Annotated in this window: 28 protein-coding genes; 23 read left to right on the top strand and 5 right to left on the bottom strand. The window is 74.5% G+C overall.

Features of this window, described 5'->3' with window-relative positions; all coding sequences use genetic code 11:
- The first annotated feature begins 26 nt into the window (after positions 1-26).
- From ABEA81_RS12700 to ABEA81_RS12730, 8 genes are read left to right on the top strand one after another with little or no spacing between them, the layout of a single operon-like run.
- Complete coding sequence (locus ABEA81_RS12700; protein WP_345605188.1) at positions 27-1,175, top strand: 8-amino-7-oxononanoate synthase; 1,149 nt, start codon at positions 27-29, stop codon at positions 1,173-1,175.
- The gene (gene bioD, locus ABEA81_RS12705; RefSeq protein WP_345605189.1) at positions 1,172-1,864 is read left to right on the top strand and encodes a dethiobiotin synthase; all 693 of its coding nucleotides are present in this window, start codon (positions 1,172-1,174) and stop codon (positions 1,862-1,864) included. The genes ABEA81_RS12700 and bioD overlap by 4 nt, the downstream gene beginning before the upstream one ends.
- A complete protein-coding gene (gene bioB / locus ABEA81_RS12710) occupies positions 1,861-2,868 on the top strand; it encodes a biotin synthase BioB (protein ID WP_345605190.1) in 1,008 nt (335 codons plus the stop codon). The genes bioD and bioB overlap by 4 nt, the downstream gene beginning before the upstream one ends.
- Complete coding sequence (gene bsaP / locus ABEA81_RS12715; protein WP_345605191.1) at positions 2,868-3,047, top strand: biotin synthase auxiliary protein BsaP; 180 nt, start codon at positions 2,868-2,870, stop codon at positions 3,045-3,047. The genes bioB and bsaP overlap by 1 nt, the downstream gene beginning before the upstream one ends.
- Before the next feature lie 13 nt (positions 3,048-3,060).
- Positions 3,061-3,270, top strand: coding sequence for a GNAT family protein (locus ABEA81_RS42655; protein ID WP_425570543.1), 210 nt, complete (start codon positions 3,061-3,063; stop codon positions 3,268-3,270).
- Positions 3,201-3,389 carry a GNAT family protein gene (locus ABEA81_RS12720; RefSeq protein ID WP_345605192.1) on the top strand — a complete coding sequence of 63 codons (189 nt, stop codon included), beginning with the start codon at positions 3,201-3,203 and terminating at the stop codon, positions 3,387-3,389. The genes ABEA81_RS42655 and ABEA81_RS12720 overlap by 70 nt, the downstream gene beginning before the upstream one ends.
- A 41-nt stretch (positions 3,390-3,430) precedes the next feature.
- Positions 3,431-3,697: a type II toxin-antitoxin system Phd/YefM family antitoxin gene (locus ABEA81_RS12725; RefSeq protein WP_345605193.1), complete on the top strand. Its 267-nt coding sequence runs from the start codon at positions 3,431-3,433 to the stop codon at positions 3,695-3,697.
- A 1-nt stretch (position 3,698) separates the two neighbouring features.
- Positions 3,699-4,100 carry a PIN domain-containing protein gene (locus ABEA81_RS12730; protein ID WP_345605194.1) on the top strand — a complete coding sequence of 134 codons (402 nt, stop codon included), beginning with the start codon at positions 3,699-3,701 and terminating at the stop codon, positions 4,098-4,100.
- Positions 4,101-4,106: 6 nt separating this feature from the next.
- Here the strand turns inward: ABEA81_RS12730 and ABEA81_RS12735 are convergent, their stop codons facing one another.
- On the bottom strand, positions 4,107-4,304 hold the full coding sequence (locus tag ABEA81_RS12735) for a CGNR zinc finger domain-containing protein (RefSeq protein WP_425570535.1): 198 nt from the start codon (positions 4,302-4,304) through the stop codon (positions 4,107-4,109).
- A 24-nt stretch (positions 4,305-4,328) separates the two neighbouring features.
- On the opposite strand from ABEA81_RS12735, the gene ABEA81_RS12740 reads away from it, so the two are divergent.
- Positions 4,329-4,766 (top strand): EamA family transporter, encoded by a 438-nt coding sequence (locus ABEA81_RS12740; RefSeq protein ID WP_425570536.1) that lies wholly within the window; start codon positions 4,329-4,331, stop codon positions 4,764-4,766.
- Here ABEA81_RS12740 and ABEA81_RS12745 read toward each other — a convergent pair.
- Both ABEA81_RS12745 and ABEA81_RS12750 read right to left on the bottom strand, forming a co-directional pair.
- Positions 4,739-5,428: an LON peptidase substrate-binding domain-containing protein gene (locus tag ABEA81_RS12745; RefSeq protein WP_345605195.1), complete on the bottom strand. Its 690-nt coding sequence runs from the start codon at positions 5,426-5,428 to the stop codon at positions 4,739-4,741. The genes ABEA81_RS12740 and ABEA81_RS12745 overlap by 28 nt on opposite strands.
- 4 nt (positions 5,429-5,432) lie before the next feature.
- A complete protein-coding gene (locus tag ABEA81_RS12750; RefSeq protein ID WP_345605196.1) occupies positions 5,433-6,152 on the bottom strand; it encodes an NUDIX hydrolase in 720 nt (239 codons plus the stop codon).
- A 152-nt stretch (positions 6,153-6,304) separates the two neighbouring features.
- Between ABEA81_RS12750 and nadA the strand changes: the two genes are divergently transcribed.
- The 3 genes from nadA to nadC are packed head-to-tail and all read left to right on the top strand — an operon-like array spanning position 6,305 to position 9,752.
- The gene (gene nadA / locus ABEA81_RS12755; RefSeq protein ID WP_345605197.1) at positions 6,305-7,312 is read left to right on the top strand and encodes a quinolinate synthase NadA; all 1,008 of its coding nucleotides are present in this window, start codon (positions 6,305-6,307) and stop codon (positions 7,310-7,312) included.
- On the top strand, positions 7,309-8,895 hold the full coding sequence (locus tag ABEA81_RS12760; RefSeq protein ID WP_345605198.1) for an L-aspartate oxidase: 1,587 nt from the start codon (positions 7,309-7,311) through the stop codon (positions 8,893-8,895). Before nadA ends, ABEA81_RS12760 begins: the two co-directional genes overlap by 4 nt.
- The gene (gene nadC / locus ABEA81_RS12765; RefSeq protein ID WP_345605199.1) at positions 8,892-9,752 is read left to right on the top strand and encodes a carboxylating nicotinate-nucleotide diphosphorylase; all 861 of its coding nucleotides are present in this window, start codon (positions 8,892-8,894) and stop codon (positions 9,750-9,752) included. The genes ABEA81_RS12760 and nadC overlap by 4 nt, the downstream gene beginning before the upstream one ends.
- A 48-nt stretch (positions 9,753-9,800) precedes the next feature.
- Here the strand turns inward: nadC and ABEA81_RS12770 are convergent, their stop codons facing one another.
- Positions 9,801-10,064, bottom strand: a complete 264-nt coding sequence (locus tag ABEA81_RS12770; protein WP_345605200.1) for an SDR family oxidoreductase — start codon at positions 10,062-10,064, stop codon at positions 9,801-9,803.
- Positions 9,986-10,606, bottom strand: coding sequence for an SDR family NAD(P)-dependent oxidoreductase (locus tag ABEA81_RS12775; protein ID WP_345605201.1), 621 nt, complete (start codon positions 10,604-10,606; stop codon positions 9,986-9,988). The genes ABEA81_RS12770 and ABEA81_RS12775 overlap by 79 nt, the downstream gene beginning before the upstream one ends.
- 151 nt (positions 10,607-10,757) lie before the next feature.
- On the opposite strand from ABEA81_RS12775, the gene ABEA81_RS12780 reads away from it, so the two are divergent.
- The 11 genes from ABEA81_RS12780 (at position 10,758) to ABEA81_RS12830 (ending at position 20,957) form a co-directional block, all read left to right on the top strand.
- Positions 10,758-11,765, top strand: a complete 1,008-nt coding sequence (locus tag ABEA81_RS12780) for an Lrp/AsnC family transcriptional regulator (RefSeq protein ID WP_345605202.1) — start codon at positions 10,758-10,760, stop codon at positions 11,763-11,765.
- A complete protein-coding gene (locus tag ABEA81_RS12785; protein ID WP_345605203.1) occupies positions 11,762-12,661 on the top strand; it encodes a polysaccharide deacetylase family protein in 900 nt (299 codons plus the stop codon). The genes ABEA81_RS12780 and ABEA81_RS12785 overlap by 4 nt, the downstream gene beginning before the upstream one ends.
- Entirely contained in the window at positions 12,658-13,950 is a 1,293-nt protein-coding gene (locus ABEA81_RS12790; protein ID WP_345605204.1) for an MFS transporter, read from the top strand. The genes ABEA81_RS12785 and ABEA81_RS12790 overlap by 4 nt, the downstream gene beginning before the upstream one ends.
- Positions 13,947-14,957 (top strand): ketopantoate reductase family protein, encoded by a 1,011-nt coding sequence (locus ABEA81_RS12795; protein WP_345605205.1) that lies wholly within the window; start codon positions 13,947-13,949, stop codon positions 14,955-14,957. The genes ABEA81_RS12790 and ABEA81_RS12795 overlap by 4 nt, the downstream gene beginning before the upstream one ends.
- Positions 14,954-16,129 carry a M20 family metallopeptidase gene (locus tag ABEA81_RS12800; protein WP_345605207.1) on the top strand — a complete coding sequence of 392 codons (1,176 nt, stop codon included), beginning with the start codon at positions 14,954-14,956 and terminating at the stop codon, positions 16,127-16,129. Before ABEA81_RS12795 ends, ABEA81_RS12800 begins: the two co-directional genes overlap by 4 nt.
- Positions 16,130-16,165: 36 nt before the next feature.
- Positions 16,166-16,447, top strand: a complete 282-nt coding sequence (locus ABEA81_RS12805; protein ID WP_345605208.1) for a FitA-like ribbon-helix-helix domain-containing protein — start codon at positions 16,166-16,168, stop codon at positions 16,445-16,447.
- On the top strand, positions 16,447-16,887 hold the full coding sequence (locus ABEA81_RS12810; protein ID WP_345605209.1) for a type II toxin-antitoxin system VapC family toxin: 441 nt from the start codon (positions 16,447-16,449) through the stop codon (positions 16,885-16,887). The genes ABEA81_RS12805 and ABEA81_RS12810 overlap by 1 nt, the downstream gene beginning before the upstream one ends.
- 146 nt (positions 16,888-17,033) lie before the next feature.
- Positions 17,034-18,368, top strand: a complete 1,335-nt coding sequence (gene hisD / locus ABEA81_RS12815; protein ID WP_345605210.1) for a histidinol dehydrogenase — start codon at positions 17,034-17,036, stop codon at positions 18,366-18,368.
- Complete coding sequence (locus ABEA81_RS12820; protein ID WP_345605211.1) at positions 18,365-19,495, top strand: histidinol-phosphate transaminase; 1,131 nt, start codon at positions 18,365-18,367, stop codon at positions 19,493-19,495. The genes hisD and ABEA81_RS12820 overlap by 4 nt, the downstream gene beginning before the upstream one ends.
- Positions 19,492-20,091: an imidazoleglycerol-phosphate dehydratase HisB gene (gene hisB, locus ABEA81_RS12825; RefSeq protein WP_345605212.1), complete on the top strand. Its 600-nt coding sequence runs from the start codon at positions 19,492-19,494 to the stop codon at positions 20,089-20,091. Before ABEA81_RS12820 ends, hisB begins: the two co-directional genes overlap by 4 nt.
- 17 nt (positions 20,092-20,108) lie before the next feature.
- Complete coding sequence (locus tag ABEA81_RS12830) at positions 20,109-20,957, top strand: PHP domain-containing protein (protein WP_345605366.1); 849 nt, start codon at positions 20,109-20,111, stop codon at positions 20,955-20,957.
- The last annotated feature ends 278 nt before the right edge of the window (positions 20,958-21,235 follow it).

Raw genomic sequence — 21,235 nt, forward strand, 5'->3', positions numbered from 1 at the left:
TCGTACGCGGGTTACCGTCTCCGCTCGTGACGTCCCCCGATCCCGCGCACCCGCTCGCCTGGCTCGAACCGCACGCCGCCCGCCGCCGCGCTGCCGGGCTGCGCCGCGAGCTGCGGCCTCGGACCCCGCGCGAGCCGCTGCTCGATCTCGCCGGCAACGACTACCTCGGCCTCGCAGGCGACCCGCGGGTGGTCGAGGGCGCGGTGCGGGCGGCGCGGACCTGGGGGGCCGGCTCCACCGGCTCTCGGCTCGTCACCGGCACCACGGACCTGCACGCCGAGCTGGAGGCGGAGCTCGCGGCGTTCTGCGGGGCCGAGGCCGCCCTCGTGTTCTCCTCCGGGTACGCCGCCAACCTCGGCGTGCTCACCGCGCTCGCCGGCGCGGACGCGCTGGTCGTGTCGGACGCGGCCAACCACGCCTCGCTCATCGACGGCTGCCGGCTCTCCCGCGCCCGCGTCGCCGTCGTCCCGCACGACGACCCCGACGCGGTCGACGCCGTGCTGGCGTCCCGGACCGAGGAGCGGGCGCTCGTCGTCACCGAGAGCGTGAACAGCGTGGACGGCGGCCTGGCGCCCCTGGCGCGGCTGCACGCGGTATGCCGCCGCCGGGGCGCGCTGCTCGTCGTGGACGAGGCGCACGGGCTCGGCGTGGTGGGGCCGGGCGGGCGCGGGCTGCTCGCCGCCGCCGGTCTGGCCGGCGCCGACGACGTGGTGGCCACCGTCACGCTGTCGAAGTCGCTCGGGGCCCAGGGCGGTGCGGTGCTCGGGCCGGCCGCCGTCACCGCGCACCTGGTGGACACCGCGCGCTCGTTCATCTTCGACACCGGGCTCGCGCCCGCGTCCGTCGGCGCGGCGCACGCGGCGCTGGCCGTGCTGCGGGCCGAGCCGGAGCGGCCGGGCGCCGTCCTGCGGGTGGCGGCCGCGCTGGCGGACGCCGCCGGGGTGCCCGCGCCGCCGTCCGCGGTGGTGGCCGTCGTGCTCGGCGAGCCGGACGTCGCCGTGGGTGCGGCGCGCCGGTGCGCCGAGCGGGGCCTGCGCGTCGGGTGTTTCCGGCCGCCCTCGGTGCCGGAGGGCACCAGCAGGCTGCGGCTCACCGCCCGCGCCACCGTGACCGACGCCGAGCTCGCGCACGTCCGCGCGGTGCTCGCCGACGTGCTCGCCCCGGTGAACGCGTGATCCTGATCGTCACCGGCACCGGCACCGAGGTCGGCAAGACGATCGTCACGGCCGCCATCGCCGCGGTCGCCGCGGCCCGCGGCGACCGGGTTGCCGTGCTCAAGCCCGCGCAGACCGGCGTGGCGGACGGCGAGCCGGGCGACGTCGCCACCGTCCTGCGGCTCGTGCCCGGCACCACCGGCTGCGAGCTCGCCCGCTACCCGGAGCCCCTCGCGCCCGCCACCGCCGCCCGCCGCGCCGGGGTGGCCCCGGTCCCGCCGCGGGCCGCGGCCGATGCCGCCGAGAAGCTGGCTGCCGACCACGACCTGGTGCTCGTCGAGGGGGCGGGCGGGCTGCTGGTGCGGATGACCGACGACGGCACGTTGGCCGACGTTGCCGCGCTCCTCGCGGCCCCGGTGCTGGTGGTCGCCGCAGCCGGGCTGGGGACGCTCAACGCCACCGAGCTCACCGTCGAGGCGCTGCGGCGCCGCGGGCTCACGTGCCCCGGGGTCGTCGTCGGCGCCTTGCCCGCCGAGCCGGACCTCGCCGCCCGCTGCAACCTCGGCGACCTGTCCGCCACCAGCGGTGTCCCGCTGCTCGGGGCGCTGCCCGACGGCGCGGGCGCGCTCGATCCGGAGCGGTTCGGGGCCGTCGCGCGTCACAGTCTGGCGCCCGATCTGGGTGGCGGATGGCAGACTCCCGACGCGTGACGACGACGCAGTTCGCCATCCTCGACACCGCCCGCTCCCAGGTACTGGGGGAGGGCGTCGGCCTCACGGAGGCGCAGGTGCTCGACGTCCTGCGGCTCCCCGACGAGGCCCTCGAACCGCTGCTCGAGCTGGCGCACGAAGTGCGGATGCGCTGGTGCGGGCCGGAGGTCGAGGTCGAGGGGATCATCTCGCTGAAGACCGGTGGGTGCCCCGAGGACTGCCACTTCTGCTCGCAGTCGGGCCTGTTCGACTCGCCCGTGCGCTCGGCGTGGCTCGACGTGCCGTCGCTCGTGGAGGCCGCGAAGCAGACGGCGAAGACCGGGGCCACCGAGTTCTGCATCGTCGCGGCCGTGCGCGGCCCGAACGAGCGGCTGATGGCGCAGGTGGCCGCCGGCATCGCGGCGATCAAGGACGAGGTCGACATCAACATCGCCTGCTCGCTCGGGATGCTCACCCCCGAGCAGGTCGACGAGCTCGCCGCGATGGGCGTGCACCGCTACAACCACAACCTGGAGACCGCCCGCTCGCATTTCCCGAACGTCGTCACCACGCACACGTGGCAGGAGCGGTGGGAGACGCTGCGGCTGGTGCGCGACGCCGGGATGGAGGTCTGCTGCGGCGGGATCCTCGGGATGGGGGAGACCGTCGAGCAGCGCGCGGAGTTCGCCGCCCAGCTGGCCGCGCTCACCCCGGACGAGGTGCCGCTCAACTTCCTCAACCCCCGCCCCGGCACGCCGTTCGGTGATCTGGAGCCGCTCGACGCGCGCGACGCGCTGCGTGCGGTGGCGGCGTTCCGGCTGGCCCTGCCGCGCACCGTGCTGCGGTTCGCGGGCGGCCGGGAGATCACGCTCGGTGACCTCGGGGCCCGCCAGGGCCTGCTCGGCGGCATCAACGCGGTGATCGTCGGGAACTACCTGACCACGCTCGGCCGGCCGGCGGAGTCGGACATCGACCTGCTCGGCGAGCTGCAGATGCCGATCAAGGCGCTCAGCGAGACCATCTGATGTTCTGCGACCAGTGCGGCAAGCCCGCGGCGGAGGGCGGGCACGCCCGCTGCGCCGAGCGGCGCGTGCTGGAGCCGCCGCGGTTCTGCCCGGACTGCGCGCGGCGCATGGTGGTGCAGGTGACGCCGACGCGCTGGACGGCGCGCTGCAGCCGGCACGGTGAGCGCACGAGCCGCTGAGCCCGCCTGGGCGGTGGCCTGGGAGGACGACCTCGCGGACGACGAGCACGGCAGGCTCGCCGGCCTCCTCGGGGAGGCCTTCCCCCACCCCAGAGCCGACTTCTCGGGGACGCGCAGCTGGTCCAGCGGCCGTCCGGAGCTGCGACTGGTGGCGTGGCGCAGCACGTCGCGCCGTACTACGAGCGCTGCGATCGGGTGCGCGTCTCCGGCGGGACCCGGATGATCCGTGCCGACGGCCGGGTGCAGGTCTACGGCGGGGCGTCGATGGTGCGGGAGGTGCGCGCGCCGCTCGCCGAGTGGCCCGACGGGTGCCTGGTGGACCGCAACGGTCTGGAGGTCTGACGTGTAGCAGTATCGTAGCACGAGACTGCTACGGTTGGTGCGTGCCCGAGACCATCCCCCAGCGGCAGTTGCGCAACGAGAGCGGCGAGATCATGCGCCGGGTCGAGGCGGGGGAGAGCTTCGTCATCACCCGCAACGGCAGGCCCGTGGCCGACCTGGTGCCGCACGCACGGGAACCGAAGCGGCGGAAGACCCTGAGGGAGTTCCAGGAGGACGTGCGGAAGCTCCCGCCCATCGACGTGGATCAGTGGTATCGCGACCGCGAGGCGGATGATCTGATCTTCGGCGACGACCGCATCGAGTACTGACGTGATCACTGCGGCGTTGCTCGACACCTCGGTCGTCATCGATGCCGGTGAGCTCGACTTCGAGGGCCTGCACGATCTTGCCCCGGTGATCAGCGCGATTACGATGGGAGAGCTCGCCTTCGGCGCCGATCTCGGCGCGAACCCGGACGCACGGCGTGCCCGCCTGCGTCGGATCCTCGACCAGTACGAGGTCATCCCCTATGGCGTCGAGGAGGCGAAGCTCTACGGCGCACTCGCCACGCTCGTCAGGGCCGCGGGCCGCAACCCTCGCCCTCGTCGGCTCGACCTGCAGATCGCCGCGACCGCGGCAGCAGCGCGGATGCCGCTGCTGACGAGCAACCCGGACGACTTCGTCGGCATCGGCGCCCTCGTCGACGTCGTACCGGTGAAGCGCTCCGGCTGACGCGGATCACCGGAGCCGACGGCGCTTCCGGTGATCGGCGACATGGGTGCTGTTGGCGCAGCGGGCGCTGCAGAACCGGCGCCGGCCGTTGCGGGAGGTGTCGACGAAGACGGTGCCGCAGCGGTCGCACCGGCCGATGCGCCCCGGGTCCTCGCAGAGCGGGTGGGCGAGCCCGCCCGCCGTGTAGGCCTTGATGCGGTGCACGAGCGGCGCGTTGTGCTCGGCGTAGTGGAAGTGCGGGGCCCGGCCGTCGTGCTGGGAGATGTAGGGCGGGGCGGCGACCTCCGCGAGCAGCTCACGGGTCTGTGGTTGGCACTCGGCGCCGCGCTGGCGATGGGGAGCGCGGCCGCGGCGCTGAAGGCGATGGCGAGCACCGGGCTGCCGGCGGCGAACGTGGCGCAGGGGCGCATGCTCGTCGCGGCAGTGGCGCTCATGACCGTGGCGGTGGTGGTGCGGCGGGGTCGGATGCGGATCGCTCGGCGGGACTGGTGGCTGGTCGGCGCGTACTGCGTGATCAGCCTCGCGGCCAACCAGATGGTGTTCACGATGTCGGTGTCGCGGTTGTCGGTCGGGGTGGCGCTGTTGCCGGAGTACCTGGCCCCGGTGCTGATCGCGCTGTGGGTGCGGTTCGTGCGGCCTCAGTTGACGCTGTGGTCCACCGCGTAGGTGGTGATCGGCGCGGGGACCGCGCGGAGCTGGGCGAGCAGGCTGGTCTCCCGGGCCAGGAGCGCGCGCACCAGCCGTAGCCGTTCGACGGGCGAGGTCAGCTCGAGCAGGCGCTGGCGGTCGCTGATGGGCAGCAGGCAGTCGGCGGCGAGGACGTGCGGCAGCGTGCCCGGTTCGACGTCGGGTTCCGGTTCCGCCCAGTCGCCCGTCTTCCACGCGGTGCTGCAGTAGCGGCGGTGGGCGGCACGCGCGGCCGTGGACAGGACGCGGGTGAGCTCGCCGACCGCGTCGTCGGCGTCGTCGTCGGCGTCGTCGGGGAGCGGCTCCACCGAGCCCACCAGGTACGGCTTGGAGTCGGCGTCGAGGTCGATCAGCCGGAAGCGGCGGGCGCCGCGCGTGACGAGGTCGAAGCGGCCGTCGGGCAGCCGCCGGACGTCGTCCAGGACCGCCGTACAGCCGATGGCGTGCAGGCCAGCCATGCCGTCGTCGTCGGGGGCCCAGCCCTCCCTGACCGCGACGACGCCGAACTCCCGGTCGGGCACCGCACCGGTGACGAGGTCGACCGTGAGCTGCCGGTATCGCGGTTCGAAGACGTGCAGTGGCAGCGTGGCTCCCGGGAGTAGCACCGTGCCCAGCGGGAACAGCGGGAGCGTCTCGGCCACGGCGTTACGGTACGACGACGCGGGTGGCTTCGCCGGGTCCGCTCGGCGGTCCGGTGGGTGGGCGCAGCACCGCGAACGCATCGGTGACCCGCAGGACGTGGTCGGTGAAGCGGAAGAGCGCCGCCGGCCGGCCGCCCGCGGGTCCGGGCGGGGCCACCGCACCCGTCGGTTCGAGGACCTGGCGCCGGGTCAGCACGCGTTGCAGGTTGGTGGCCGAGACCGGGTGCCCGAGCGCGGCGACGTACAGATCGCGCAGCGCGGAGATCGTGAACTCGCGCGGGGCGAGCGCGAAACCCAGGTTGGTGTAGGAGAGCTTCGCCCGGAGCCGGTCGTGGGCGTCGGCGACGATCGCGGCGTGGTCGAAGGCCGTGGGCGGGAGCGCTGCCAGCGGATGCCACTGCGTGTCCGGGGGCACGGCCGGGTCGGCGTCGGAGGGCACGAGCCCGAGGAACGCGGTGGCGACCCGCCGCACGTCCGGCACCCGGTCCGGCCTGCTGAAGACCCCGAGCTGCTCGACGTGGGTGACCTCGCCCAGATCGACCTTCTCGGCGAGCTGGCGGCGCACCGACTGCTCGACGTCCTCGTCGTCGCCGAGCAGGCCACCGGGCAGGGACCAGCGCCCCGAGTCGGGGGGTAGTGCGCGCTGCCAGGCGAGCACCTGGAGCGACCCGCAGCGGATCTGGAGCACCGCGGCGAGCACCTCGTGCTCCGTCGGGCGCGCCATGGTGCGGATCGTAGGGTGCCCGCCCCTGTGCGCGGCGTGAACACCGGGTTGCGCCGGGGTGAGTTCCCGGTCACGAGCGGGGGGTGTGGTCGCGGTCCCGCTGTTAGTATCCGACCTGTTTCCGACTGAGAGTCGAAAACTAGGGAGGGGTCATGACCGCAAGCCCGACGATCGCCGAGTCCTCGCTCGGCAGGTCGCTCGAACCCGGGTGGGCCGACGAGGTGCGCGCATTGGCCCGCCGCCGCGACGCCGTCCTGCTCGCGCACAACTACCAGCTGCCGGATATCCAGGACGTCGCCGACCACACGGGCGACTCGCTCGCGCTCTCGCGGATCGCGGCCGAGTCGGACGCGTCGACGATCGTGTTCTGCGGCGTGCACTTCATGGCCGAGACCGCGAAGATCCTCAGCCCCGGCAAGACGGTGCTGATCCCGGACGCCGCCGCGGGCTGCTCGCTCGCGGACTCGATCACCGTCGACCAGCTGCGGGAGTGGAAGGCCGAGCACCCGGATGCCGTCGTCGTGAGCTACGTCAACACGACCGCCGCGGTGAAGGCCGAGACGGACATCTGCTGCACGTCCTCCAACGCCGTCGAGGTCGTCGCCTCGATCCCGGCGGACAAGGAGGTGCTGTTCCTGCCCGACCAGTTCCTCGGCGCCCACGTCCGCCGCGTCCTGGGACGGGAGAACATGCACGTCTGGGCGGGGGAGTGCCACGTGCACGCCGGCATCAACGGCGCCACCCTCACCGCGCAGGCCCAGGCCAACCCGGACGCCGAGCTCTTCGTCCACCCCGAGTGCGGCTGCGCCACCTCGGCGCTCTACCTCGCCGGCACCGGGGCGGTGCCGGCCGAGCGGGTCAAGATCCTCTCGACCGGCGGGATGCTCGACGCCGCCCGCACGTCGCGCGCGAGCTCGGTGCTCGTCGCCACCGAGGTCGGCATGCTCCACCAGCTCCGCCGCGCCGCGCCAGAGATCGACTTCCGTGCCGTCAACGACCGCGCGTCCTGCCGCTTCATGAAGATGATCACTCCCGAGAAGCTGCTGCGCGCGCTGCGCGAGGGCCGGGACGAGGTGCACGTCGACCCCGAGCTCGCCGCCCGCGGCCGCGCCGCGGTCCAGCGGATGATCGAGATCGGGAAGCCCGGGGGTGGCGAGTGAACGCGACCTGGGAGGCCGCTGCGGACCTCGTCGTCGTCGGGTCCGGGGTCGCCGGGCTCACCGCCGCGCTGGACGCCGCGGAGCTCGGCCTGCGGGTGGTCGTCGTGACCAAGGACACGGTTGACGCGGGCTCCACCCGCTTCGCGCAGGGCGGCGTCGCCGTGGTGCTGGGGGACGTGCCGGGCGACAGCGTCGAGGCCCACGTCGCCGACACGATCACCGCGGGCGCGGGCCTCTCCGACGCCGCGGCCGTCACGGAGATCCTCACCGACGGCCCGGCCGCCGTCGCCCGGCTCAGGGCCCGGGGCGCGGTGTTCGACCGGCGGGCGGACGGGGCGCTCGCCCGCACCCGTGAAGGCGGGCACTCGGCGTTCCGCGTGGTGCCCGCGGGCGGTGACGCCACCGGTGCCGAGGTCGAGCGGGCCCTCGTCGCGGCGGCGACCGACCGCAGGCTCCCGCTGCTCACCGGACACGTCGCCGTCGACGCGCTGCGCGACGACCGCGGGGCGGTCACCGGGCTCGCCGTGCTCGACGACGCGGGCCGCCCCGGGGTGCTGCGCGCACCCGCGGTGCTGCTGGCGAGCGGCGGGTACGGGCAGCTGTACGCCAGCACCACGAACCCCGCGACGTCCACCGGCGACGGCGTCGCGCTCGCGCTGCGGGCCGGCGCCACGGTGGCCGACCTGGAGTTCGTGCAGTTCCACCCCACCGTCCTCTACACCGGCCCCGCGGTGGGCAGGCGGCCACTGGTCACCGAGGCCGTGCGCGGCGAGGGCGGGGTGCTGCTCGACCGCGCGGGCCGCCGGTTCATGACCGGCGTGCACCCGCTCGCCGACCTCGCCCCGCGCGACGTCGTGGCGAAGGCGATCACGCGCACGCTCACCGCCACCGGCGCCGACTGCGTGCACCTGGACGGCACAGCGATCCCGGACTTCGCCCACCGGTTCCCCACCGTCCACGCCGCCTGCCGGGACGCCGGGATCGACCCGGCGCGTGAGCCGATCCCCGTGGCCCCGGCCGCGCACTACGCGTGCGGCGGCGTGGTCACCGACCTGCACGGGCGCACGTCCGTCCCGGGGCTCTACGCCGCCGGTGAGGTCGCGCGCACCGGCCTGCACGGGGCCAACCGGCTCGCCTCCAACTCGCTGCTGGAGGGGCTCGTGATCGGGGCGAGGGCGGCGCGTGCGGCGGCCGCCGACCGGGGGGCGGTCCGGTCCGCGGCCGCGTGCCTCGTCGCCTCGCCCGCGGTGCCGATCGCGCCGCGCGCGGTCGTGCAGCAGGCGATGACGGTCGCTGCCGGCATCGGTCGCGACGCCGCGGGCCTCGCCGCGGCGTCCGACCGGGTCGAGTGCGCCACCGCGGTGGCCGTACCGGAGGACCGGGCGGCCGTGGAGGACGCCGCGCTCACCCTGGTCGCCCAGGCGGTCCTCGCCGCGGCAGGCACCCGCACCGAGAGCCGCGGCTGCCACGTCCGCACCGACTTCCCGGAGCGCGACGACCGCTGGCAGCGGGCGAGCCTCGAACTCACACTCGACACGGCCGGCCGACCGGTCGTGCGGACCGGAACGGTGGTGGCGGCATGACCGGGGTGCTGAGCGGCCCTGACCTGGACGACCTGCAGCGCGTGGTCGCGACGGCCCTCGCCGAGGACCTGCGCTACGGACCGGACGCCACCACCGCGGCCACGGTGCCGGCCGACGCCGTGGCCGTGGCGGCGTTCGCCGCGCGGGAGCCGGGCGTGCTGGCCGGGCTGCCCGCGGTGCGCGCCGTCCTCGACGAGGTGGTGGGCGAGCACGAGGTCCTGGAGACCCGGGCCGACGGCGACCGGCTCGCGGCGGGTGAGCCCGCCCTGGTCGTCCGGGCCCCGGTGCGCGGGCTGCTCACCGCCGAGCGCACCGCGCTCAACCTGCTCTGCCACCTCTCCGGCGTCGCGACGGCCACCGCCGCCTGGGTGGACGCCGTGGCCGGCACCGGCGCCCGCATCCGCGACACCCGCAAGACGCTGCCCGGGTTGCGGCTGCTGGAGAAGTACGCCGTGCGCTGCGGAGGGGGCGTCAACCACCGGCTCGGGCTCGGCGACGCCGTCCTGATCAAGGACAACCACGTGGCCGCCGCGGGCTCGGTGGGTGCCGCGCTGGCCGCGGCCCGCTCCGCCGCCCCCGACCTCCCGTACGAGGTGGAGGTGGACACGCTCGACCAGCTCGACGATGTGCTCACGCTCGGGGCCGGGCTGGTGCTCCTGGACAACTTCGACGTCGAGGAGACGCGGGAGGCCGTGCGGCGCAGGGGCGAGCGGCCCACGCTGCTGGAGTCGTCCGGCGGGCTGGCGCTCGCGAACGCGCGGGCCTACGCCGAGACCGGGGTGGACTACCTGTCCGTCGGCGCGCTCACCCATTCCGTGCGCGCCCTCGACCTGGGGCTGGACCTCCGGTCCTCGTGAGTGGATACGAGTGCTGGAGCACTCGTTCCCACTCACGGCCTCAGGGGGTCACCGCAGCCGCAGGACGCTGCCGTTGAGCAGGCGGGCCTCCTCGGAGACGACCCAGGCGATCACCTCGGCCACCTCCTCGGGCGCGGCGACGTGGGTGTGCTCGGTGCTCGCGGCGACACCGGCGCGGACCTCGTCGTCGACCCAGCCCGTGTCGGTGACGGGCGGGTAGACGATGTTGGCCGTCACGCCGTGGGCCGCGAGCTCCACCGACGCCGACATCGTGTAGTTCTCCTGCGCCGCCTTGGCGGCGCCGTAGGACACCTCGTCCGGGAACCCGTGCTGCCCGCCGGAGGTGAGCCGACGATCCGCCCCCACGTGGCGCCGCGGGCGCGGTGGCGGCGGGCGAACTCCGCGATCAGGAGCGCGGGCGCCATCGCGTCGACGGCGAACTGCTGCCGGAACGTCTCCGCGGTCACCGGCCGCATCGGCCGGCCGAACTTGTCCCTCTCGGCCGGGGTGAAGGTGTCCTGCACCCAACCGCTGGCGTTGTTGACCAGGATGTCCACCGGGCCGAGCCGCTCCTCGGCTGCGTCGAACAGCAGGGCGGGGCTCGCCGGGTCGCGCAGGTCGGCCTCCACCGCGCGGGCCCGCCCGCCTGCCCGCTCGATCTCCGCCACGACGTCGGCCGCGTCGCCGCGGCGCAGGCGGTTGTACTCGGCGGGCTGGCCCTCGTCGTCGCCCGGGCGGAAGTAGGCCACGAGCACCGCGGCGCCCCGGCGGCCGAGTACGACGGCGGTGGCGGCGCCGATGCCCTGGTTGGCGCCGGTGACGAGGGCGACGTGCGGGGAGCCGGTGATCGTCATGCCCGCACCCTGACGCACCAGGGGGTTGCAGCAAAGCCACTTTCCTGCCACCTCGTTGCATGGAAGTGGCTTTGCTGCAACGCTCCGGGCTGCCTGGTTTTCCCATCGCCGCCGCTTGACATGAGGGATTCTCTCAACTGATAGTGGCACTGTGGGTGAGACAGTCAGCCTGACCGAGCTGGACCGCCGGCTGGTCGCCGCGCTGCAGCTCGACGGCCGCGCGTCCTGGACGCAGGTCGCGCGTGCGCTCGGCGCGCCGGAGTCCACCGTGGCGCGGCGCGGTCAGCAGCTGATCGACTCCGGGCTCGTCGGCGTCACCGGCGTGCTGGACCACCTGCGGTGCGGGCTCGGGATCTCGCTGATGGTCCGGATGCGGTGCCGGCCCGGCAGCGCCACGGCGGTGGCGGCCGCGCTCGCCGACCTGCCGGAGGCCCGCTTCGTCACGGTCGTCACGGGCAGCGCCGACGTGGCGGCCGAGATCGTGGTCCGCGACCACCACGACGTCACCCGCGTGCTGGTGGACGGCCTGCCGCGCGCGGGCGACATCACCGACACCGAGTCGATGATGGTCGTCCGCAAGTTCTCCGCCGTGGAGGAGTGGGACACCGGCCTCCTGCCGCCGGAGGCCGTGGCGCGGCTGCGCCCGCCCCGGGCGCGCACCGGGCACCGGGAGTGGAGCGAGCCGGAGCGGCTCACCGAGCAGGAGTTCGCGATCGCCCGGCTGCTCGCCGCCGACGGCCGGGCGAGCTACGCGCAGCTGGCGGCCGCGTCCGGCGTGTCCGAGTCGACGGCGGCCCGCCGGGTCGAGTCGCTCGTGCGCCGCGGCTGCCTGCGGTTCCGCACCCTGTTCGAGACGCCGCTGATCGGGCTCGGCATCGAGTTCATGCAGTGGCTCGAGGTGGAGCCGGGCGAGCTGGAGAACGCGGGCGCGCAGCTGGCGAAGCAGCCGTCCACGCAGTACGTCAGCGCGACTACCGGCCGGTTCAACCTGTGCCTGCACGGCGTGCTGCCCGGCTACGGCGACCTCTACCGGTACCTGACCGACGTCGTCGGTGCGCTCCCCGGTGTGCGCGCCGCCGACATGACGCTGCAGACCCGCACCCTCAAGCGGGCCTACGTGCGCATCAACCCCGACGGAACGAGGGAGCGGAGCTCATGACGGAACCCTGGCAGTGGGACGAGCCCACGTGGCGCGGTCACGTCGAGCGGGTCCGGGCGGGGCGGCGGCTCGTACCCGCGAGCTGGCCGGGAGGCGCGCGGGTGGCCGTCGCGCTCTCGTTCGACTCCGACCACGAGACGATCCCGCTGCGCGACGGCGAGACCCGGCCGGGCAAGCTCGCCCAGGGCGAGTACGGCGCGCGGGTGGCGGCGCCCAAGATCCTCGCGCTGCTCGCGGAGCACGGTGCGCGCGCCAGCTTCTTCATGCCCGCGGTGTCGGCGCTGCTGCACCCCGGCGAGGTGGAGGCCTACGCCGCGGGCGGGCACGAGGTGGCCGTGCACGGCTGGATCCACGAGCGGAACATGCTGCTCGAACGCGGTGCCGAGCTCGACCTCACCGGCCGGGCCGTCGAGACCCTCGAGAAGCTCTCCGGCACGCGCCCGGTCGGCATCCGCACCCCGAGCTGGGATTTCTCCGACAACACGCTGTCGATCATCGAGCAGCTCGGGCTCCGGTACGACTCGTCGCTGATGGCCGACGACGAGCCCTACGAGCTGCTTGCGGAGGGCAGGCGCACCGGCATCGTCGAGATCCCGGTGGAGTGGATCCGCGACGACGCCCCGTACCTGATGATGGAGCGCTACGGCGCGCTGCGCCCCTACACGCCGCCGCGGGCGCTGTTCGAGATCTGGCGCGACGAGTTCGACGCCGCCCGCGCCGAGGGCGGGCTCTTCCAGCTCACCCTGCACCCGCACGTCATCGGCCACCGGTCCCGCCTGGTGGTCCTGCGCGACCTGATCGCGCACATCGCGGGCCACGGCGACGTCTGGTTCGCCACGCACGCCGAGATCGCCGCGCTCGCCGCCGACCTGCTCGACCAGGAGAACCGACCATGACCGAAGCAGTCATCGGCACCCGGCTCACGCCCGCGCAGCGCAAGGCGATCCTCGCCGGCTCGATCGGCAACACCGTCGAGTGGGTGGACTGGGCGGTCTACGCCACGCTCGCGCCCGTCTTCGCCGGCCAGTTCTTCGCGCCGGGCGACGAGACCGTCGCGTTGCTGTCGACGCTCGCGGTCTTCGCCGTCGGGTTCGTGATGCGCCCGATCGGCGGCGCCCTGCTCGGGGCGTACGCCGACCGGCACGGCCGCAAGAAGGGGCTGATGCTCACGATCAGCCTGATGGCGGGTGCCGCGTTCGTCATCGCGATCACCCCGACCTACGCGGCGATCGGCGTCGCCGCGCCGCTGGTCCTGCTGCTCGCCCGGCTCGTGCAGGGCTTCTCCGCGGGCGGGGAGTTCGGCTCGTCCTCGTCGTTCCTGGTGGAGTCGGCCGCGCCGCGCCGGCGGGCGTTCGCCGGGTCGTGGCAGCAGGTCTCGGTCGGCGCGGGGGCGCTGATCGCGTCGTTGATGGGCTTCGTGCTCACCTCCTCGCTCAGCGAGGCGGCGATGCAGGCGTGGGGCTGGCGCGTCGCCTTCGCCGTCGGCGGCCTGCTCGGGCTGGTCGGGCTCTGGCTGCGGGTGAGCGTGGACGAGACCGAGAGCTTCCGGCGCGCGAGCGGCGAGGGCCGCACCCGGGCCCGGCACCCGATCGTCGGCATGCTCACCGAGCACCCGGTCGCCGCGCTGCGCGTCGTCGGCATCACGATCGCGGGCACGCTGACCTACTACGTGTGGATCAGCTACATGCCCGGTTACGCCAAGTCCGCGATCGGCATCCCGATCACGCAGGCGCTGCTGGCCAACACGATCGCGATCGCGTACTTCCTGTGCCTCCTGCCGTTCGTGGCACTGCTGTCCGACCGCTACGGCCGCAAGCCCACCCTGCTCGCGTTCGCGATCGGCTTCGTCGTGCTGTCCTGGCCGCTGTTCCAGCTGCTCGCGGTCGGCGGGTTCTGGGCGCTGCTGGTGGTGGAGCTGATCGGCGTCACGCTGATCGCCGGTTACTCGGCCAACTGCGCCGTGGTGATGGCCGAACAGTTCCCCGCGGAGGTGCGCAGCACCGGCATCGGGCTGCCGTACGCGCTCGCCGTCGCGATCTTCGGCGGCACCGCGCCGTACATCACCACGTGGATGAACGCGAACGGGCTCGGCGGCTACGTGTGGCTGTACGTGGCGCTCGCCGCCCTCGTCGGCGTGGCCGTCTACGCGACGATGCCCGAGACGAAGGGCGAGGAGCTCGTATGAAGCAGGGTTACGTGATCGTCGGCGCCGGGGCCATCGGCGGCACCCTGGGCCACCACCTGGCGCGGGCCGGGCACGAGATCACCGTCGTGGACGCCGACCCCGAGCACGTGCGCGCCGTCCGCGAGCACGGGATCGTCGTGCGTCGCGGCGACGAGCGCACCGCCGCGCCGGTGGCCGCCGCGTTCACCCCCGACGAGGCGGGACCGGAGCGGGTCGAGCGCGTCCTGCTGGCCGTGAAGGCCCAGGCCACCGGCCGGGCGCTGGACTGGATCGCGCCCCGGCTGGCACCGGACGGGTTCGTCGTCTCGCTGCAGAACGGGCTCAACGAGCAGGCGATCGCCACGCGCGTCGGGACGGAGCGGACCGTCGGCGCGTTCGTCAACCTGTTCGCCGACGTCGTGGCGCCGGGGGAGATCCGGGACGGCGGGCTCGGCGCACTGGTCGTCGGCGAGCCGGACGGCCGCGAATCGGCCCGGGTGCGCGAGGTCGTGGCGGACCTGCAGGCGTGGGGACCCGCGCGCGCCACCGCGAACGTCTCCGGGTACCTGTGGTCGAAGCTCGGGTTCGGCGCGATGCTCGTGGCCACCGCGCTCGCCGACGCGCCGATGGCCGAGCTGATCGACCGGCACCGCGGTGTGATGCACGCGCTCGCGGGGGAGGTCTACGCCGTGGCCGCGGCCGAGGGGATCGCACTGGAGCCCTTCGACGCGTTCGACCCGGCTCCCTACGCCGGTGCCGACCCGGCCGCGGCGGACGCCGCCACCGACGCCCTCGTGGCCTGGCTGCGGACCCAGGCCAAGGACCGCAGCGGCATCTGGCGCGACATCGCCGTGCGCCACCGTCCCACCGAGGTGCCCACGCACTACCGGCCGGTGCTGGAGCGGGCCGGGCGGCTGGGGATCGCCGTTCCCGGGCTGGAGCGCCTCGTCGCGCAGATCGGCGAGCTGGAGGCCGGGGCCGCCATGTCCGAGCAGCGCATCGCCGACCTCGCGGGGGCGCTGCGATGACCGTGCCGGGTCCGTCGGTGCTGGCCGCGGTCGACGTCCCCGCGGTGCACCGGCTGCTCGCGGGGTGGCGCGCCGAGATCGTCGCCGACCTCGTCGCCTACGCCGAGCGGGAGACGCCGAGCGACGACCCGGGGCTGCTGGCGAAGGGCCTCGCGCACCTGGAGGCGTGGCTGGCCGACCGGCTCGGTCCGCCGTCCGCGCGGGTCCACCACGAGGCCACGGCGCACGGGGACGTCGTGGTGCTGGACCACGACGGCGTGGGCGCCCCGCTCACCCTGCTCGCGCACTACGACACCGTGTGGAGCGCAGGCACGCTCGACGCATGGCCGGTGCGCGTCGAGGGGGACCGGGTCAGCGGCCCCGGCGTGTTCGACATGAAGGCCGGGCTCGTGCAGGCCGTCTGGGCGGTACGGGCCCTGCGCGCGGCCGGGGTGGCACACCCGCCGCTCCGACTGGTGCTCACCGGTGACGAGGAGATCGGCAGCCCGTTCTCCCGCCCGCACATCGAGGCTGCGTGCGCGGGCGCGGCGGCCGTGCTCGTGTTCGAGGCGAGCGCAGGGGGCGCGGTGAAGACCGCGCGCAAGGGCGTCGGGCTGTTCGACGTGCACGTGCGCGGGGTCGAGTCGCACGCGGGCCTCGACCCGGCGGCAGGGGCGAGCGCGATCGACGAGGCCGCCCGCGCCGTCCGCGTGCTGCACGACGCCACCGACCTCGCCGAGGGCACCACGGTGAACGTCGGGGTGCTGCGGGGCGGCACCCGCCCGAACGTCGTCGCGGGCTCCGCGGAGGCGCGGATCGACGTGCGTGTGTCGTCGCTCGCGGCGCAGCGGCGGATCGACGCGGTGCTCGCCGGCCTGCGCGCGCACGACCCCCGCGCCGCCGTCACCGTGACGGGCGGCTGGAACCGGCCGGTGATGGAACGCAGCCCCGCGATCGGCTCGATGTACGCCCTCGCACGTGCGTCGGCCGCGCAGCTCGGGGTCGACCTGCCCGAGACCGCCGTGGGCGGGGCGAGCGACGGCAACTTCGCCGCCGCTCTCGGCCTCCCCGTGCTCGACGGCCTCGGCGCCGTGGGGGGCGGGGCGCACGCGCGGCACGAGCACGTCAGCGTCGACGGGATGGTGGAGCGCGCCGCCGTGGCGGCGGGGGTGATGGCGGCCTTCGCGGTGTGATAACACGAAGTCCCCCAAGCCGATATCATCGTCGTCGTGAAGCAGCTGATCGCCCGGATCGACGACGATCTGCACCGCAGGCTCAAGCAGCGTGCAGCGGAGCAGGACCGTTCCCTGAACGACCTGGTTGCGAGCGTGCTGGCCGCTGCGGTGGAGGACGACGCGGAGTCCGTCCGGCGCCGGATCGAGCGATCCGGGCAGCGGGTCGTGCCGCCCCGGCCCACCGCGATGCGCTCCCGGCAGGACGTGATCCGTCGTCTGGAGGGGCTGGGGACGCCGGTGAGCGATGCGCTCACGGCCGACCGCGACGGCCGTTGATGCTGCGCTACGTCGACACCTCGGCGCTCGTGCGCTGCTACTTCCCCGACGAGCCGGACCACGAGGAGCTGCGCGCGCTGCTGCTCGAGGCGGTCGAACCGGTCGTGACGAGCGAGCTGACCAGGCTGGAGGTGGCGAGCGCGGTGCACGCCGCGCACCGGGCGGGCCGGCTGCGGGACCCGGCGGAGCTGCTCGACGTGGTCGACACCGACTGCGGCGAGGACGGCCCGATCGCCCTGCTGCGCCTGCAGCCCGAGGTCGTGTTCGGGCTCGCCGCCGACCTCGTGGCGAAGCACCCGCTCCGCAGCCTGGACGCGCTGCACCTCGCCGTGGCGCGCAGCACCGCTGCGGAGCTCGCAGCAGGTGAACCCGTCGTGCTCGTCACCCGGGACCACAGGCAGGCCGCCGCCGCGGCGGCGCTCGGGATGCCGGTGGAGTAGCCGGCCTCGTCCCTCGCGGGAACGCGAGCTGGTCGACGTGGAGCGCCACCACGCAGGCGACCGACGCGTGATGCTCCCCACCCCAAGGCCAGGAGCGGCAGTGCAGCTGCGAGGTGCTGGTTTCGGGGCGGATTACGCTGGACCTCATGCTTCGGCGACTCGACCTGCGTGGTGCACCCCTGCCTCGTACCGCTCGCCTGCGCGGCCTGCTGCCGCGGGCCGAGCAGGACGTCGACGCGGCGCTGCACCAGGTGCGGCCGATCGTGGACGCGGTGCACGAGCGCGGCGTCGAGGCGGTGCTGGAGTTCGCGGAGCGGTTCGAGCGGGTGCGCCCGACCGTCGTCCGGGTGCCGGCGCAGACCCTGCAGGGCGCGCTCGCCGCGCTCGACCCGGCGGTGCGGGCGGCGTTGGAGACCGCGATCGAGCGGGCCCGCCTGGTGCATACCGACCAGCGGCGCGCCGACCTGGTCACGCAGGTCGCGCCCGGCGGCACGGTCACCGAGCGGTTCGTGCCGGTGCAGCGGGTGGGTCTCTACGCCCCGGGCGGGCTGGCCGTCTACCCGTCCAGCGTGGTGATGAACGTGGTGCCCGCGCAGGCCGCGGGCGTCGGGTCGATCGTGCTGGCCTCGCCGCCGCAGGCCGAGCACGGCGGCCTGCCGCACCCCACGGTGCTGGCCGCGGCGGCGCTCCTGGGGGTCGAGGAGGTGTGGGCGGTCGGTGGCGCGCAGGCCGTCGCGCTGCTCGCGTACGGCGGCACCGACACCGACGGCGCCGAGCTGGAGCCGGTGGACATGGTCACCGGGCCGGGCAACATCTACGTCACCGCCGCGAAGCGGCTGCTGCGCGGGCTGATCGGGATCGACGCGGAGGCGGGCACCACCGAGATCGCGGTGCTCGCCGACGACACCGCCGACCCGGTGCACGTGGCGGCCGATCTGATCAGCCAGGCCGAGCACGACCCGGCCGCGGCGTCGGTGCTGGTCACCCCGTCGCAGGAGCTGGTCGACGCCGTCGAGCGTGAGCTGGAGCTGCGGGTGGCGGCCACCAAGCACGGCGAGCGGATCCGCACCGCGCTGGGCGGCCCGCAGTCCGGTGTCGTGCTCGTGGACGACCTCGACGCCGGGCTCACCGTCGTCGACGCCTACGCCGCCGAGCACCTGGAGATCCAGACCCGCGACGCCCGTGAGATCGCGCTGCGCGTCCGCAACGCGGGGGCGGTCTTCGTCGGCCCGTACGCGCCGGTGTCGCTCGGCGACTACTGCGCGGGCTCCAACCACGTGCTGCCCACCGGCGGGTGCGCGCGGCACTCGGCGGGCCTGTCGGTCCAGACGTTCCTGAAGGGCGTGCACGTGGTCGAGTACACCGAGGACGCGCTGCGCGCCGTGGCCGACCAGGTGGTCACCCTCGCAGGCGCCGAGGACCTGCCCGCACACGGGGAAGCGGTCACGGCACGGTTCGACACCGCGAGGTCCACCCGATGACGGCGGTTCACGACACCGTCGGCGGAGACGTCACGCTCGACGACCTGCCCCTGCGCGAGGACCTGCGCGGCCGCAGCCCCTACGGCGCCCCCCAGCTGGAGGTCGCGGTCCGGCTCAACACCAACGAGAACCCGTACCCGCCGCCGCCCGAGCTCGTCTCCGACATCACCAAGGCCGTGCACACGGCGGCGGAGGAGCTGCACCGCTACCCCGACCGGAACGCCGTCGGCTTGCGCACCGACCTCGCCGACTACCTCACCGCGTCGACGGGCGTGCCGCTGACGTGCGCGAACCTGTGGGCGGCCAACGGCTCCAACGAGGTGCTGCAGCAGATCATGCAGGCGTTCGGCGGGCCGGGGCGCGTCGCCGTCGGGTTCGAGCCGTCGTACTCGATGCACCCGATCATCGCCTCGGGCACGCGCACGGAGTGGCTGCCCGCGCCCCGGCGTTCGGACTTCTCGCTCGACGTCCGGGAGGCCGCGTCGGTGCTGCGCGAGCACGCCCCCGACCTCACGTTCATCACCAGCCCGAACAACCCCACCGGGCAGAGCATCGAACCGGACGAGCTGGCCCTGCTGGTCGACGCGGCCCCCGGGATGGTGGTCGTCGACGAGGCGTACGCCGAGTTCTCCGACCGGCCCAGCGCGATCTCCCTGCTCGGCACGCACGGCCACAAGCTCGTGGTGTGCCGCACGATGAGCAAGGCGTTCGCGTTCGCCGGAGGCCGCCTCGGCTACCTCGCGGCGGCGCCCGCCGTCGTCGACGCGCTCCAGCTCGTGCGGCTGCCCTACCACCTGTCCGCGCTCACCCAGGCCGCCGCGCGCGCGGCGCTGCGCCACGCGGGCGCCACCCTCGGCTCGGTGGCGCTGCTGCGCGCCGAGCGCGACCGCGTGGTGCCGGCGCTCGCCGCCGCCGGCTACGACGTCGTGCCGAGCGACGCCAACTTCGTGCTGTTCGGCCGGTTCGCCGACGCGCCGCGCGCGTGGCGGGCCTTCCTCGACCGGGGGGTGCTGATCCGCGACGTCGGGATCCCGGAGCACCTGCGGGTCACGATCGGCACGCCGGAGGAGAACGACGCGTTCCTGCAGACCGCCGCCGACGTACTAGACCAGGAGACCAGCCGGTGACCCGCAACGGCCGCGTGGAGCGGACCACCAAGGAGTCGAAGGTGCTCGTCGAGATCGACCTCGACGGCACCGGCACCACCGAGATCTCGACCGGGGTGCCGTTCTACGACCACATGCTCGACGCGTTCGGCAAGCACGGCGCGTTCGACCTCACCGTCCGCGCCGAGGGTGACGTCGAGATCGACGTGCACCACACCGTCGAGGACGTCGCGATCGTGCTCGGCCAGGCGATCCGGCAGGCGCTCGGCGACAAGGCGGGCATCCGCCGTTTCGGCGACGCCTGGATCCCGATGGACGAGGCGCTCGCCCAGGCCGTCGTCGACGTGTCCGGCCGCCCCTACACCGTGCACACCGGGGAGCCGGACGTCATGCAGGGGTTCGTCGTCGGCGGCCACTACCCGACCGTGCTCAACCGGCACGTGTTCGAGTCGCTGGCCTTCCACGGCCACCTCGCCCTGCACGTGCGCGTCCTGGACGGGCGCGACCCGCACCACGTCACCGAGGCCGAGTTCAAGGCGATCGCCCGTGCGCTGCGGGCCGCCGTCGAACCGGACGCCCGGATCACCGGGATCGCGTCGACGAAGGGCACCCTCTGAGGTTCCGGCGCGCGTCCCTGCCGCCCGACAACCACGTCCACACCGAGTGGTCGTGGGACGCCGTCCACGGCGCGATGGAGGCCACCTGCAGGCGGGCCGCGCGGCTGCGGCTCCCGTCGGTGGCGTTCACCGAGCACGCGGATCTCACCCCATGGGTCGTGCGGGCCGAGGACCCGATGTCCGACGTGCTGCGCCGCTGGCTGCGCCCCGACGGCCGGATCGCGCCGCGCGAGCTGGACGTCGAGGGCTACCTGGACTGCGTGCGGCGCTGCCGGGAGCGATACCCGGGGCTGCGGATCCTGTCCGGCGTCGAGCTGTCCGAGCCGCACTGGCATCCCGAGCGGACGGCCGCGTTGCTCGCGGGCGGGCGGTTCGAGCGGGTGCTGGGGTCGGTGCACTCGGTCGGTGGGCGGGACGAGCCGCGGCTGGTCGACCACGCCATGCGCGCCCGGTCGCCCGCCGACGTCCTGCGCGACTACCTGGCCGAGGCCCGCCGGATGGCCGCGTCCGACGCGCCGTTCGCGGTGCTCGCCCACATCGACTACCCGGTGCGGCACTGGCCGGCGTCCGGGCGGCCGTTCCGGCCCGCCGACTTCGCGGACGAGTTCCGCGAGGTGCTCACCGCGCTCGCCGCGAGCGGCCGTGCCCTGGAGATCAACACGCGGGTTCCGCTCGCCCCGGAGCTGGTGCGGTGGTGGGCCGACGCAGGCGGTGACGCGGTGTCGTTCGGCAGCGACGCGCACCGGCCGCGCGACCTCGCGAAGCGCTTCGCGGAGGCTGCGGAGACGGCCATGGGCTGCGGGTTCCGGCCCGGCGACGACCCGACGGACTTGTGGTCCCGGCCCCGGGAACCCGACCAGGTGTAGCGCGTTGGCCCGCACCGGTCGGACCACCGGTACCCCGGAACGGGCCCCTGCTCGGACACCTGTTCGAGGCTCGGGTGGTGCTCGGCGTGCGCGCCGACCACCGGGTGGTGGCGATCGAGGTCACGTTGAACGCCGTGGTCGACGACGGTGAGGTTCGCCATCTCCGCCGGCTGCAGGGGGCGCTCGGCTCCGACGTGCTCGATGCGGTGGTGGTGGCGACGGGAGCGGAGGCCAACCGGCGGGCCGACGGCATCGCCGTAGGCCCGCCGGCGCTGCTC

Source organism: Pseudonocardia adelaidensis, assembly GCF_039543345.1.
Classification (GTDB): Bacteria; Actinomycetota; Actinomycetes; order Mycobacteriales; family Pseudonocardiaceae; genus Pseudonocardia; species Pseudonocardia adelaidensis.